Source organism: Mesorhizobium sp. M7D.F.Ca.US.004.01.2.1 (genome assembly GCF_003997785.1).
In the GTDB taxonomy this organism is placed as follows: domain Bacteria; phylum Pseudomonadota; class Alphaproteobacteria; order Rhizobiales; family Rhizobiaceae; genus Mesorhizobium; species Mesorhizobium loti.
This window is the reverse complement of the sequence record NZ_RZRQ01000149.1, coordinates 1-14260: the sequence shown is the minus strand read 5'-3', so window position 1 is coordinate 14260 and position 14260 is coordinate 1. Positions and strand designations below refer to the sequence as shown.

Below are 14260 nucleotides of genomic sequence, written 5' to 3'. Positions count from 1 at the left end.
TCTCTCCTTCAACCCGATCTCCGCGCTGACCGGCAGCACGCTTGCCGCGATCGTTGCCGACGAAGGCACCCGTACGCTCGCCCGCATCATGATGCTGGAAGCGCAGGCGATCGGCGAAAGCCTCGGCGTGCGTTTTCCGATCGGGGTCGACCGGCGCATCAAGGGCGCCGGCGATGTCGGCGAACACAAGACCTCGATGCTGCAGGATCTGGAGCGCGGCCGGCCGATGGAAATCGACGCGCTGGTGAGCGCGGTGCAGGAACTTGGCCGGCTAACGGACAGACCGACGCCGACCATCGATGCCGTGCTGGCACTGGTGCGCCGACTGGCGGTGGAGCGCGGGTGTTATGGGTGAGGGCGCGGCGGTCTAAACCTTGAAGCGCCTGCTCTGCCTCGGTGGTTCGCAGTGGCGGCTTAGATTGGCGGCATCCGCTGCAAGGGGCTGACGACCACTTTCGCGGGCGACGGGATGGCGTGGGCGCGGCGGCGCAATTCCGGTTCAGTTCCGAAGTGCAAGTGGCCTTTGTGCTGCGTCCACTTAGTCCCGCAGGCCCCGAGTTTATCCATGGAATCGGCTGGACGGCCAGCGGCTCCAGATTTCCGCATGCGGCGAGGTCATTCACGTCATTTAGTGAGGCTTTGCTTTAGTAAGAGGAAGCTAATTAAATAGATTTCCTGTCGTACAGACGCCACAGACTTCATTTTACTGATCAACGTTAGCTTTTTGGTAGTCCTCAAGACTATAAGTGTCTTGCGGGCTAATAATTTTCGTGCTGCCTTCGGCGCATTCGGGGAATCAGGGGAACGAGGCATGGCGGGACGAATTCGCGCGCGCGGCGGGCTTTTGGCCGGAGGGAGCAGGCGCCTTCTGGCGGGCGCTTCCCTGGCCGTTCTGGTTGTTGTCGGACTGGCGCCGCGCCCGGCGATGGCGGGCAACTACGTCGCCAACGACGATGCCTCGCTTCGCGCCGCGATCATTGCCGCGAACGCCGACGCCGACCCCAATGCGACGATCACGCTGACAAGCAGCTTCTCCGTATCTGCATCGAATCTTCCGGCCGCCGCCAAGCCTATCACGATCGACACGCAGAGCTTCACCCTCAAGGGGGTTGATAATTCCGCAGGGGCTGGGGGCCGGATTACGTTTGCGGGACCGGGCAGCATTGAAACTTTGGCCGGCACGTTCTCCGGCGGCAATGCCGGCGCGTCCGTCAACGTCAATGGTGCGATCGGCGTCCTTATAAATACTCAGGCGTCGGTCATCAACAATGGCTCGATCACAGGCGGAACAGGTGGGGGAATAGGAGGCACTGGCGGCGTCGGCGTCGTGGTGCAGAATCAATCGACGCTGATCAACAACGGCACGATCTCGGGCGGAAATGCTGCCGATGGTTCCATAGGAGGTGGCGTCCAAGTCGTAACCCAATCATCCCTGACGAACAACGGCCTCATCCTGGGCGGCGTCGATATCGGCCACCCTACGGGGAACAACACGCTTATAAACCACGGAACGATCCGAGGCAGTTCCAGCGGTCGCGCAGCAATTGTTAGCCGAGGAGGCGTCAATCCGATCGTCAATACCGGGATTCTTGAGGGGGGAGCCGGTGCGGCGGCGGTGACGACCAATGGGGCCACGGTGAACGTGAGCCTCATCAACAGCGGCACGATCCGGGCCGGCGCCGGTCAGGCCAATGCGATCGCCTGGAACGTTACGCCGACGACGGGCTCGATGACACTCGAGCTGCAGGCCGGCTCGGTGATCGAAGGCAATGTCGTCGCGAACGCGACCCAGGCGACCGACACGTTGCGGCTCGGCGGTAATACCGACAGCACGTTCGATATCTCCTCTATTGGTGCGGCGGCGCAATACCGGAACTTCGACACCTTCCAGAAGACCGGCACCAGCACCTGGTCGCTGACCGGCGCCGGCACGGCAACCACCAACTGGGACATCCAGCAAGGCACGCTGCAGCTGGGCAATGGCGGTACCAGCGGCTCGATCATCGGCGACGTCACCGACAATGGCACGCTCGCCTTCAACCGCAGCAATGCGCTGACCTACAATGGGGTCATCAGCGGCACGGGATCGGTGAGCCAGATCGGCACCGGAACGACGATCCTCACCGGCGCAAACGACTATAGCGGCGCCACCACGGTCGATAGCGGCAAGCTTGTCGTCGAGGGATCGCTCGGCAACACTCAGACGACGGTCAACAGCGGCGGCACGCTGGGCGGCTCCGGCTCGATCGGCGGCGCGGTGATCGTCGCCGATGGCGGCGTGCTGGCGCCGGGCTCCAGCCCCGGCACGCTGACGGTCGGGTCGCTTGCCCTGAGCTCCGGCTCGATCCTCGACTACGAGCTCGGCCAGGCCGGCATTGTCGGCGGCGGCGTCAACGACCTGATCGTGGTGACCGGCGCCCTGACGCTGGACGGCAGCCTCGACATCACCGACGTCGGCGGCTTCGGCCCGGGCGTCTACCGGCTGATCAATTATGGCGGCGCGCTCACCGACAATGGTCTCGAATTCGGCAATCTGCCGGTCGGCGTCACGGCGGCCGACCTGACGGTGCAGACCTCCGTCGCCAACCAAGTCAATCTGATCAGCAGCGTCGGCAATAACCTGTTGTTCTGGGACGGCGACGCGGCCGGCAACGCCAACAACGATCTGGTCGACGGCGGCAACGGCACCTGGACGGCGACGAGCCCGAACTGGACGACGAGCACCGGCCTGGTCAACGGAGCCATGAAGCCGCAGCCCGGCTTCGCCGTCTTCCAGACGCTCGGCGGCACCGTCATCGCCGACGACGGCGCTGGCGCGCTGGAGGTTACCGGCATGCAGTTCGCCGCCGATGGCTACCGCATCGAAGGCGACGCCATCACGCTGGCCGGCGCTGGCGGCGAGAGCATCATCCGGGTCGGTGACGGCACGGTGGCCGGAGCAGGCTATACCGCCACCATCGCCTCCGTGCTGACCGGGGCGAGCAGCCTCACCAAGACCGATGCGGGCACGCTGGTGCTTTCGGGCGCAAACACCTACACCGGCGGTACCAACGTCTCCGGCGGCGTGCTTTCGGTTGCGGCCGATAACAATCTCGGCGACGCCGCCGGCGGCCTGACGCTTTCCGGCGGCACGCTGCGCAACACCGCCGCCTTCTCCTCGGCGCGCGACGTCACGCTTTTGGCGGCCGGCGGCACCTTCGACACCGCAGCCAACCTAACCCTTTCCGGCGTGATCTCGGGTGCCGGCAGCCTCGCCAAGACAGGCTCCGGCACGCTAACCCTCACCGGAACGAACAGCTATGGCGGCAACACGCTGGTGGACGCCGGCACGCTGATCGGCAATGCGGCTTCGATCCGTGGCGACATCGGCAATGCCGGCACTGTCGTGTTCGACCAGGCGGCGGATGCCAGCTTTGCCGGCGATATCTCCGGCACCGGCACGATGGTGAAGGACGGCGCCGGCGCGCTGACGCTGACCGGCACCTCGCTGCTCGACTGGACCATCGATCAGGGTGGCCTCGTCTCGGCGGCCGAGCGCTTCGGCGGCGATGTCGCGATCGGCGCGGGGACCTCCTTCACCTTCGATGAGGCGGCCAATGCGAGCTATGCCGGGGTGCTCTCGGGCGCCGGCGCTTTCGTCAAGGACGGACTGGGCACGGTGGTGCTCGCCTCGGGCAACTCAGGCTTCACGGGCGCCACTTCGGTCAGCGGCGGCACGCTTGCCGCGGGCGCGGCCAACGCGTTCAGTTCCTCCTCGCAGTTCTCGGTCGCCTCGGGCGCCACGCTCGATCTTGCTGGCACCTCCCAGACGCTTGCCGGGCTGACCAATGCCGGAACGGTGCGCATCGCCGGCGGCGGTCTCGGCAACACGCTGACCATCAGCGGCGATTATGTCGGCAATGGCGGCACATTCGTCCTCAACACAGCGCTTGGTGGCGACGGCTCGGCGACCGACATGCTGGTGATCGCCGGCGGCTCGTCGGGGACGGGCACGCTCGAGGTCGCCAATTTCGGCGGCGCGGGAGATCAAACGGCCGAAGGCATCAAGATCGTCGACGTCGGCGGCATCTCGAACGGCAGCTTCGCGCTCAAGGGCGACTACACGTTCGAAGGCGATGCGGCGGTCGTCGGCGGCGCCTATGCCTACAGGCTCTATCAGGGCGGCACGAGCACGCCCACCGACGGCGACTGGTATTTGCGCTCCGCCCTGATTGATGGTGGCGGACCCGGAACTCCGCTCTATCAGGCCGGCGCACCGCTCTACGAGGCCTATGCGGGCGTATTGCAGACCTTCAACCAGCTGGGCACGCTGCAGCAGCGGCTCGGCAACCGATCCTGGACCATCGAAGCGCAAGGCGCCGATGGGATCTCCGATGACGTAAAGGCCGAGGCCGGTATCGGGCTGTGGGGCAGGATCGAAGGCACCAGCGGCTCCTACGATCCGGAAAGCTCCACCACCGCAACGACATACGACACATCGACCTGGAGGCTGCAGACCGGCGCCGACATGCTTTTGTCCGACAGCGCGGCCGGCCAGCTCATCGGCGGCATCGCCTTCCAGTATGGCACCGTGTCCGCCGACGTCTCGTCGGTGTTCGGCAGCGGATCGATCGATAGCACCGGCACCGGCATTTCCGGCTCGCTGACCTGGTACGGCGCGGAAGGCTTCTACCTCGACGGCCAGGCGCAGGTGATCTGGTACGACAGCAATCTCGATTCGGCGACCGCCGGACAGCGGCTCGTCGACGGCAACAACGGCGTCGGCTACGCGCTCGGTGTCGAAGCAGGCAAACGCATCATGCTCGACCCGAGCTGGTCGCTGACGCCGCAAGCGCAGCTTGCCTGGTCGTCCGTCGACCTCGATGCCTTTACCGATGCCTTTGGCGCACGCGTTACCCCTGGCAGCAACGACAGCCTGCTCGGTCGCCTTGGCGTATCGCTCGACCACCAGACGCAGTGGCAGGACCGGACCGGTCGCACTGGGCGCATGAATGTCTACGGCATCGCCAATCTTTATTACGACTTCAAGGATGGCTCAGCGGTCGACCTCGCCGGCAGCAGCCTCTCGAGCAGGAACGAGCAGCTCTGGGGCGGTCTCGGCATCGGCGGCACCATCAATTGGGCCGACGACAAGTTCTCGGTTTTTGGCGAAGCCATCGCCCGGACAGGCCTGGAAGACTTCGGTGACAGTCATGTACTGACCGGCTCGCTCGGCTTCCGGGTCAAGTGGTGAAAGCAAGTTGGGCATCCAATATCGAAAGTCGCCTTCGGGTCAGTTAGGGACGTCAATCCCACCTGGTTGAATGTCTGCTGCGCTTTCTGGATGCCAGAAGCCGCCAGTCCGCTTCCGAACTGGAACACGATCGCCTTGAGCGAGCCAGCCAGCCCGGCAAGTGCCGCCGACATGACGAAAGCCCGGAGTTTGTAGTGCTCATGCACCTCGTTGAGAGGCCACGGCGCCGTCGCAAAAGCGCACGTCAAACCCCGGGTGCTGTGCACTGACGGTCTCATCGGTATCGGCGGAGCCGCGAATCTGTGCTAAGCGCCGCCCAACCAACCAAAGGACGACACCAATGAGCGAACCGACCGTGGCCGAAGCGACCGAGAGCATCTATGCCTCGCTCCGGGCGGACAATGCCGACATCGACGCACATATCGCGACGCTCAAGGCGGCGCTGACACGGGAGGGGATAAAACAGGCGGTGTTCGATCCGACCAAATTGGCGCAGAGCAACCGCTCGGGCCGCAAGCTGATGCAGGCCTATTTTCGGCAGCGCGGCGTGAGCGTGAGGTTTTCGGACCAGTAGAACCGCGCGCGGACGATCTCAACCGCGCTGTCAGACGCCGACGATCGACGCCGTGCTGGTGCGGCGGCTGACAGTGGATCGCGGGCGCTGGTTGGACGGGGCGCGCCAAAGCCTTAGCGACAGCCTGTCGGACAAAGCGCATCACGCTCAAGCACGAAGCCGACCTTGGTTTTGGGCGGCGACGGCAGCCATGCGCCGTCACTCGGCCATCTCATACAGCGACGACCCTCCCAGAACGCTGACATCGAACGCCAGTCCGCTTTCGGCCAAACGCAGAGTGCTCTATTTCCCGCAGGGCGCATCAGGCTTGCGAATTTCCCCTAGGTATTGATAACAGAGGGGACTAGCATAGCCTCACTGGGGGTGTGCGATGGCAGACGTCTCGATACGCCGGGCGGACTTCATGATGGTCTTGGCCTATGCTTCGGACCTCGCCACTGGTCATTCTCGCGACTTCGCGCTGAAATCGTGCGTGCTTGCAATGCGCATCGCCGAGCTTGCGGGTGTTTCCGATGAGGTTCGGCGCAATGCCTACCACCAGTCGATGCTGCGCTACGTCGGCTGCAATGCCGATACGGACCTTCTGTCGGCCACCTTTGGGGACGAAATAGCGCTTCGCCAGGATCTCGTCGGTCTCGACATGGGCAATCGTGCGGAACTGGGGAGGGTCTTCGTGCAGGCCTTCAAGCGGTTCTACTACGATCTCGAACCCGACGCGCAAGCCAGGGCGATCGAGGCCGCGATGTCGCAGGCGCTCGCTGTGGCTCGCCCGGTGCTCACCGCGCATTGCGAGGTCGCGCAGCGGATCGGCCAACGGCTTGGCCTTTCCGAGGAGATCCGGCGCAATCTCGGGCAGATTTATGAGCGCTGGGACGGCAAAGGTCTGCCGCGAGGGCTGAGCGGCGAGGATGTGCTGCCGGCCGTGCGCCTGATCACTCTGGCGCAGGATGTGATTGCGCTCTGCGATGCCGTCGGCATCGACGGGATGGCTGAGACCGTAGCCAGCCGAGGCGATGGCCCATACGAAGCGGAACTGGCCCGGCTCGTCTCGGCTAACGCGGGGGCCTTGATGGACGGCATCGGCGCGACGGTCGACCGTGAGACGATCCTGGCGCTCGAACCCGATCCGCCGGTGACGCTGGACGAAGCAGCCTGCGACGAGGCGTTCCTCGCCATCGCCGACATGATCGACATGCGCATGCCGCTTACCTATGGCCATTCGCGGATGGTGGCGCAGCTGGCCGAGGGAGCCGGGGGACAAATGAAGCTGCCCGCCGCCGACCTGCGCGCGTTGCGCTGGTCCGGCTGTATCCACGATATTGGCGAACTCGTGGTGCCGGTGGCGACTTGGATGCGAAACGGACCGCTGTCGGTGCGCGAGCGTGACGCGGCGCAACTGCATGCCTATTACGGCGAACGCGCGCTGGCATCGTTCGGCCGCGAGGGCGATGCGATGGCCGCGCTCGTGCTTCGTCATCACGAACGCCTGGATGGCTCGGGCTATCACCGTAAGGTCGGTGGCTCCGACCTGTCGCCTTCAGCACGGATCCTGGCCGCTGCCGAAGCGTTCCAAACGTCGCGAGAGGAACGTCCCCACCGCAAGGCGCTGTCCAGCGAGGCGGCGGCCATACAGCTGCGCGCCGCAGTGCGTGACGGTTGTATGTGCGCCGACGCGGCAGAGGCCGTGTTGTCCTTCGCGGGGCAGCAGTCGCGCCGGGCCTTGCCGCGGGCGCTGGCCGGCATGACTTCGCGCGAAATCGAGGTGCTGCGCCTTATCGCTGCCGGATTGACGGCGAAAGAGGCGGCACGCAAGCTCGATATCTCGCCCAAGACCGCGGACCACCATATCCAGAACGTCTATTCCAAGATTGGTGTGACCACCCGCGCCGCAGCAGTGCTCTATGCCGTCGAGCACGGCCTTATCCGGCCGGGAGAAACGCAGGCATAGGGAATCCACCCCATGTGCGCCCGTTCGCGGGCGCGCATCGTGATCCTGTCGACGGACCAATGGTGGCCGCGACCGACAGGAGGAAATCAGATGCTTCTCGCAACGACCAAAGTGGCTGACGTCGACCACTTCATCCGTATCTTTTCAACCAAGGGCGCCGACAAGCGCCGGTTGCACGGCTCGAACGGTGCGACCGTCTTCCGCGACCCCAGCGAGCCCGACCGCGTCTGGGCGATCTTCGACTGGGACGCCGAGGGTTGGAAGAATTTCGTGTCGGATCCTGAGGTGCCCGCGATCCTGCAGGAAGCCGGCCATGTCGGCAAGCCGCAGGCGGCACTGCTGCTCGGCCACTACGAGGCCTGAGTTCCCCTCGCCATGCGCCGCCTGCCGCCCGGCGGCGGCGCGCCCGACGAACCCCCTGATTTGGAGAAATCAAATGGATCCGAAACCCATCAAGATCGGTCTTATCGCCGAACTCACCGGCCCGTTGTCTTTCATGGGCGTCGCAAATGCGAACCTCACCACCATGCTCGTCGACGATATCAACGCCAGGGGCGGCTTGCTCGGCCGACCGCTGGAGCTTGTCATCGAGGACGGCGAAACCATCGACAACGTCGCCAAGGCAAGGACCGCGAAACTGATCGACGTCGACATGGTGGATGTGGTCGTCGGCGGCATCTACAGCTCGACCCGCCAGGCCATCAAAAGCGAGGCGGTTACGCGGGGCAAGACTCTCTACATCTACACCGAGCAGTACGAGGGGCAGGAAAACCATCCCCTGATCTTCTGCACCGGACCCGTCCCCGCGCAGCAGGTCGAGCCATTGATACCATGGCTCATGAACAGCACCGGCGCGAAGAAGTTCTATCTGCCGTCGTCCGATTACATCTGGCCCCATGTGCTGAACAAGGCCGCGAGCCGGGTGGTGCGCGCCAATGGGGGCGAGATCGTTGGCGAGGAGTATCTTCCGCTGGACACCATCGATTTCAGGCGGACGGCACAGCAGATCATGGCGAGCGGCACCGATGTGGTTTTCAATACCATCGTGCCGCCGGGCCTGACACCGTTCTTCGAAGAACTGCACGAGGCCGGTTTCGGCAAGCGCGGCGGCAAGATCGTCTGCACCTACTTCGACGAGAACTTCTTCAACCTTGTGCCGTCCGAGCAGATCGAGGGTCTCTACAGCTGTCTCGACTACTACCAGGAACTCGACGACCCATTTGGGCGAGCTCTCCTGCGTCGCTACCAGGATCGATACCCCGGCAGTGCCATGTTGACCGCAGGCAGCGGCTGCACCGGTCACTACCGCGCGATCAGGATGTGGGAAGCGGCCGTGAAGGAGGCCGGCACGGTGGAGCGCGACGCAGTCATCCGGGCACTCGATCACGCCCGCATAAGCGAAGGCCCTGGCGGACCGGCTGAAATGGTACCCGGCCAGCACCATGTTTGCATGAACATGTATATCGCGCAGGCCCAAAGCGGTCGATTCCGGGTCGTAAAGAGCTTGGGTCCGATCGATCCCAACGAACGGTTGCTCGGCGACGAATTCCGGCTAAGCGACGCGGGGTGACTGGCGGCGTCTATCAGCAGCCTTCCAAAGGGAGCGGCAGATGGTGGACGCCTCAGCCCGCCTCTGGTCTCGTTTCAGGCCTTCACATTGACCAGCTCAATAACAGCTATCTGCCGCCGCAAGGGCTTCGGCACGGTGAGCTTCGTCCAGTGCGCCAATCCGTCGAACCGACGCATAGAACTTGATATAGTCGCCCGAACACAAGTCGAACACGTGCAGAAACGCCGGAACCTGTTCACCATACACAGCAGTCGCGGCGAGCTTCGCGTTGTTGATTGGGGAAGCGAACCAGGCATCGTATCCCCGGTATCGACCCCAGCGCCTGTCGCGCATGTGTCGGTAGCGCATCCGCAGCCGTTCAATCGCAGCCGTCTTTGCGGCCAGCTTTTGCTCCGAGGTGCCGGAGTTGGAATAGACTTGCGTTAACTCGTCCCGGGTCTGGGAGACAAGCGCAAGAAATTCAGCTTTGCGCCTCCGGGCAGCTTCGTAACGGCGCAATGCCGCGGTATCGCCAGCCGCGCGCAGCCATTTTCTCACGCCGGTTGTTTCGACGGCGACAGCGAACGCCTCATTGAATGCGGAATCGCCGTTGACGTAGACGCGCTGGTGGGCGAGTTCATGGAAAACCAACCCTGCAAGATAGGTTTCATCCTGGCTGAACATCGTGCTTAGCAGCGGGTCACTTGACCAGCCAAGCGTGGAATATGCAGTGATGCCCGTCACATAGACGTCCATGCCCTGTCCTTGAAGTTCGACAGCGGTTTCAGTCGCAGACTTCCTGGAGAAATATCCCCGGTAGGGAACGCAGCCGAAAACGGGAAAACACCATGTTCGCGGCGTCAGCGAGAATTCCGGCGCAGCGAAGACAGCCCATGTCACCGAGTCCCGGCCGATATCAACATAGCTGCGGTAGCTATTGTTGTCGGGCAGCGCCAGTTCATCTGTTGCAAACTGTCGTATGGCGCTCGCCGATGCCATTCTGGCGCGCAATACCTTGGGCGTCGAAGGATCCTCGATCAGCTTTCCGACATCCTGGCGCGCCGTCATGATCTGCAGATGACCCTTCACGGATTGCGCATAGTAGGAAATGCTGGTGCAACCGGTCACGCCGGACACCACGATCACAACGGCAACCAATCGAAAGAATGCGCGCATCACGATTTGCCCAAGCAGTGCTCACCCGTTCCGACAGGGCGATTGTCGCGATTGCCCCAGGTCGCAAGCAGTCGCATTGATTTGATCGAGGTCTATAGCTTTCTAAAGAAGCCGGACAGAATATTCGGACCCACTTCGCCGAGCTGCAGTCGGAACCAAGCGTCGCCGTCGGCGCCGAGTTCGCGCCAGCGGCAATAGGATCGGCAAGGCTTGCCTAATCGAAAGTACATCCGAGGCGCGTTCTTCTCGCGCCATAGTCGATGACGGGGCTGCGACGCCTACTCGTGGAGCATGGGCGGCACCTGGCGCGCCCCGGTCACTTCACGGAAAAGTCGACCGCTTCCTTCACCGTGCCGTCAACGGCGATCTGCACCTGATAAGTGCCGACCGGCCAGCCGGCATCCGGCTTGCTCACCGAGGAGTCGACATGGTTTTCGATCATGCCGATTTCGAAGCTGACCTCGTCGATTTTGTAGTTCGCTGGCGCGACACCGCCTGAATCCACAGAAATCCAGCTCACGGTGAGCTTCGATCCCGAGGCCACCGCGTCGGTCAGATCGGCGGAGAGGAAGATGTTGGCCGTATCCGGCGCAAATGTCGCCTGAGTCTCTTTTGCGTCCTTGCTTGCGGACAGCACGATGTTTTCGAACCCTTCGGCTTGCGCGTGCGCAGCGAACGTCCCAACCGCCACCAGGGCGGCTGCCCCTATCATCATCGACCGAATGCTCATGCTCTTCCCCTTGAATTGAAACCGCCGCCCGCGTCCGACTCATGTGGCGCGTGCCCACAGCCGCTCTGTAGAATGCGAGGCCAGGGGTTGTCCATGAAGCCGCGGCGCCATGATGTGGCGAAACGAAATGGGATAGCTTCATTGTCTAAACTTCCTCCCTTGTGGTGTGTCACCTGGCGAAATGTCGACGGATGCGATCGTCAGAGATAAGCACATCCGTGGATGGTAACCATCGCCCGGCACCGCGATAACCGTTACTTTAGTAGAAAGTTGCACCCGGTCCCGGGAAAGCCTGACGCGATCTAAAGCGCGTCGGGGCACCGCCGCAAAGTTGGTTGGCGTGACCGATTGCTGCGGCGGATGGGTCTGCTGGGTCGAACAGATCGTCCTTCACCGGGTCAGCATATCGGGCCGGAATCGAATTCGCCCAGTCGTGTGCTTTGTTTCACATACGTCTGCCTCGAATCCAAGTTTAGTAAGGAGGAGCTAAAACAGTGGAGTAGAGGCCAAGCCCCGCGGGGGCGAGATCCGACAAAGGGGTGGAGTCATGCTAACAATTCAACCATATGAGACGGCTCAACAAAGCCTGTGCGCTTTTGATATCGATCCTGATAGCCCACCGCCATCCATAGCGGCGGATATCGAGATCGCGATTGTCGATGATCGACCGCTGATGTGCGACTGCCTGGCAAGGGGCCTGGCGGTTTTCGAACCAGCGTTTCGTTTCCAGCATTTCTCGAGCATCGAAGCCTTCGATGCGGCAAGCCTGGATGAGACCCAAAGGATCTCGACGGTGTTGATGTGCGTTATGTGGTCAAATTCCGAAGCGGACCACCATCTTGCCCGGATCGCCCATCTCAAGGCCACCAGACCTTCGGTGAATGCCATCATCCTGGCCGATATCGAAAATCTTGACGATATTCTCAAGGCGATCGAAAAAGGCGCGCGAGGCTATGTTCCGACGAGCGTCAGCTTGCAGGTCGCGGCCAAGGCCATTCATCTTGTGGCGGCAGGGGGGATTTTCATCCCACCGAGTGTCCTTTACCAATCGGCGCAAAACGCCAAGGACGGCCAGCAAACGGGCAAACAGCAGTCGCAAGACGACAACGTTTTCACGTCACGCCAGATCTCGGTCATCGAAGCCCTGCGTCGAGGGAAAGCGAACAAGATCATCGCCTATGAACTCAACATGTGCGAGAGCACGGTCAAGGTGCATGTCCGCAATATCATGAAGAAACTTCGCGCCCGGAACCGGACCGAGGTGGCCTACATCCTGAATACGACGCCGTATCAGGGGCTCACCAGGAATTGATCGACGGCAGCCGCTTGGCGAATGCCGTGGTGCGTGAACCGGTCAAGATCGCAATCGCGTGATTGCAGCTGTGTCCTCCGAAGGCGGATGCAGCCCCACGGTCTGGGGTGGCGACCTCAGCTTCCAGCAGCAACAAGATGTCCGCCACCGACGTCGCTCAGCACCAGTCTCGCAGGCGTCTCGCCGATCTTTCGCGTCGAACTCGGGATTTCCTGGTCGAGGCGGGCGAAGCGGCTTCTTCGCTTGCCCGGATCGGCCACCGGCACGGCTTCGATCAGCCGTCTGGTGTAGGGGTGACGCGGGTTGGAAAAGAGCTGGTCGCGCGTGCCCATCTCGACGATCTGGCCGAGATACATGACGGCGACGCGGTCGGAGATGTTCTCGACCACCGCCATGTCGTGCGAGATGAAGAGGTAGGCGACGCCGAATTCGCGCTGCAATTCCTTCAACAAATCGAGCACGCGCGCCTGCACCGAGACGTCGAGCGCCGAGACGCTTTCGTCGGCGATGATCAGTTTCGGCCGCAGCGCGAGCGCGCGGGCAATGCAGACACGCTGTCGCTGGCCGCCGGAGAATTCGTGGGGGTAGAGCTCCATCTGGTCGGCCGACAGGCCTACGCGCTCGAACAGTGCCGCCACACGCTGACTGCGCTCATCCTTCGACGCGATGCCGTGGATCAGCAGCGGCTCGGCGACGAGGTCGCCGACGCGCATGCGTGGGTCGAGCGAGGCGTAGGGGTCCTGAAAAATCATCTGCACATCGCGGCGCACCGCCTTGCGCTCGTCGCGGCCAAGGCCGGACAGGTTGCGCCCGCCAATGACGATGTCACCGCTGTAAGGCACCAGCCCGGCCAGCGCCTTGGCGGTGGTCGACTTGCCGCAACCGGATTCTCCGACCAGCGCCAGCGTCTCGTTGGGGGCGATCGAGAAGCTGACGCCCTCGACGGCGTGGACGCGGCGGTTGACCCTGCCGAAGAAGCCGCCATGCAGGTCGAAGCGGACATGCAGGTCTCTGACCTCGGCGACATTGGCTGGCGTCGCCGCCTCGGCATCCCTGGATTTCTGCCGCCCCACGCCGCTGCCGATGCGCGGCACGGCGGCCAGCAGCTCGCGCGTGTAGTCGGCTTGCGGCCGGGCGAAGATGTCGGCAGTTTTCCCTTCCTCGACCATGCGGCCGTGCCGCATGATGATGACGCGGTCGGCCATCTCGGCGACGACGCCCATATCGTGGGTGATCAGGATGACGCTGGTGCCATGCTGGCGCTGCAGGTCACGCAGCAGCTCCAGCACCTCGCCTTGCACGGTGACGTCGAGCGCCGTCGTCGGCTCGTCGGCGATCAGCACGTCGGGCTCGAGCGCCAGCGCCATGGCGATCATCACCCGCTGGCGCATGCCGCCAGACAGTTCGTGCGGAAACTGCTTTAGCCGGCTTTCGGCTTCCGAAATGCGCACCGCCTTCAACGCTTCGATGGCGCGCTGGCGGGCCTCGCTTTGTGACAGGCTGGTATGCGCCTCGATGGATTCGGTCAGCTGCCGGCCGATCGACAGCACGGGGTTGAGCGAGGTCATCGGCTCCTGGAAGATCATGGCGATGCGGTCGCCGCGAATGCGCCGCATCTGGCGGTCGTCGAGATCAGCCAGATCGGTGTCGCCGAGACGGATTTTACCAGCGGAAATGCGCGCCGCCGGCTGTGGCAGCAATTGTATGATGGCCAGCGCGGTCATCGACTTGCCGGAAC

Annotated in this window: 10 protein-coding genes and 1 pseudogene; 7 read left to right on the top strand and 4 right to left on the bottom strand. The window is 63.1% G+C overall.

All coding sequences use genetic code 11. The annotated features are described in order from the left end of the window. Both EN993_RS20005 and EN993_RS20000 read left to right on the top strand, forming a co-directional pair. Positions 1-355: ketopantoate reductase C-terminal domain-containing protein (locus tag EN993_RS20005; protein ID WP_281040568.1), on the top strand; the 355-nt coding region annotated here is incomplete at its 5' end. Positions 356-811: 456 nt separating this feature from the next. Then, positions 812-5233, top strand: coding sequence for an autotransporter outer membrane beta-barrel domain-containing protein (locus tag EN993_RS20000; RefSeq protein ID WP_127264623.1), 4422 nt, complete (start codon positions 812-814; stop codon positions 5231-5233). A gap of 110 nt (positions 5234-5343) precedes the next feature. Here EN993_RS20000 and EN993_RS37395 read toward each other — a convergent pair. Then, positions 5344-5430: pseudogene (locus tag EN993_RS37395) on the bottom strand (branched-chain amino acid ABC transporter permease); the annotation flags it as partial. Between the two features lie 143 nt (positions 5431-5573). On the opposite strand from EN993_RS37395, the gene EN993_RS19990 reads away from it, so the two are divergent. The 4 genes from EN993_RS19990 to EN993_RS19975 all read left to right on the top strand — a co-directional run bounded on the left by EN993_RS19990 (position 5574) and on the right by EN993_RS19975 (position 9325). After that, positions 5574-5807 (top strand): hypothetical protein, encoded by a 234-nt coding sequence (locus EN993_RS19990; protein ID WP_127264622.1) that lies wholly within the window; start codon positions 5574-5576, stop codon positions 5805-5807. 481 nt (positions 5808-6288) lie between these two features. Beyond that, a complete protein-coding gene (locus EN993_RS19985; protein WP_245468919.1) occupies positions 6289-7755 on the top strand; it encodes an HD domain-containing phosphohydrolase in 1467 nt (488 codons plus the stop codon). Between the two features lie 90 nt (positions 7756-7845). Then, positions 7846-8118 carry a hypothetical protein gene (locus tag EN993_RS19980; protein ID WP_027024197.1) on the top strand — a complete coding sequence of 91 codons (273 nt, stop codon included), beginning with the start codon at positions 7846-7848 and terminating at the stop codon, positions 8116-8118. 73 nt (positions 8119-8191) lie between these two features. Then, positions 8192-9325 (top strand): substrate-binding protein, encoded by a 1134-nt coding sequence (locus tag EN993_RS19975; protein ID WP_109667381.1) that lies wholly within the window; start codon positions 8192-8194, stop codon positions 9323-9325. 96 nt (positions 9326-9421) lie between these two features. On the opposite strand, the gene EN993_RS19970 is transcribed toward EN993_RS19975, so the two are convergent. Further along, a complete protein-coding gene (locus EN993_RS19970) occupies positions 9422-10480 on the bottom strand; it encodes an aminopeptidase (protein ID WP_127264620.1) in 1059 nt (352 codons plus the stop codon). Between the two features lie 316 nt (positions 10481-10796). Continuing rightward, entirely contained in the window at positions 10797-11210 is a 414-nt protein-coding gene (locus tag EN993_RS19960) for a hypothetical protein (protein ID WP_126070964.1), read from the bottom strand. 547 nt (positions 11211-11757) lie between these two features. Between EN993_RS19960 and EN993_RS19955 the strand changes: the two genes are divergently transcribed. Continuing rightward, complete coding sequence (locus EN993_RS19955) at positions 11758-12522, top strand: response regulator transcription factor (RefSeq protein WP_109667389.1); 765 nt, start codon at positions 11758-11760, stop codon at positions 12520-12522. A 116-nt stretch (positions 12523-12638) separates the two neighbouring features. On the opposite strand, the gene EN993_RS19950 is transcribed toward EN993_RS19955, so the two are convergent. Further along, the coding region (locus EN993_RS19950; protein WP_164757726.1) for an ABC transporter ATP-binding protein at positions 12639-14260 on the bottom strand (1622 nt) is incomplete at its 5' end.

Bases quoted from the DNA above. Each gene is read 5' to 3' on its own strand.
- EN993_RS19980 (WP_027024197.1), top strand. From the start codon at position 7,846: ATGCTTCTCGCAACGACCAAAGTGGCTGACGTCGACCACTTCATCCGT.
- EN993_RS19970 (WP_127264620.1), bottom strand. From the start codon at position 10,480: ATGCGCGCATTCTTTCGATTGGTTGCCGTTGTGATCGTGGTGTCCGGC.
- EN993_RS20000 (WP_127264623.1), top strand. From the start codon at position 812: ATGGCGGGACGAATTCGCGCGCGCGGCGGGCTTTTGGCCGGAGGGAGC.
- EN993_RS19960 (WP_126070964.1), bottom strand. From the start codon at position 11,210: ATGAGCATTCGGTCGATGATGATAGGGGCAGCCGCCCTGGTGGCGGTT.
- EN993_RS19990 (WP_127264622.1), top strand. From the start codon at position 5,574: ATGAGCGAACCGACCGTGGCCGAAGCGACCGAGAGCATCTATGCCTCG.
- EN993_RS19975 (WP_109667381.1), top strand. From the start codon at position 8,192: ATGGATCCGAAACCCATCAAGATCGGTCTTATCGCCGAACTCACCGGC.
- EN993_RS19955 (WP_109667389.1), top strand. From the start codon at position 11,758: ATGCTAACAATTCAACCATATGAGACGGCTCAACAAAGCCTGTGCGCT.
- EN993_RS19985 (WP_245468919.1), top strand. From the start codon at position 6,289: ATGCGCATCGCCGAGCTTGCGGGTGTTTCCGATGAGGTTCGGCGCAAT.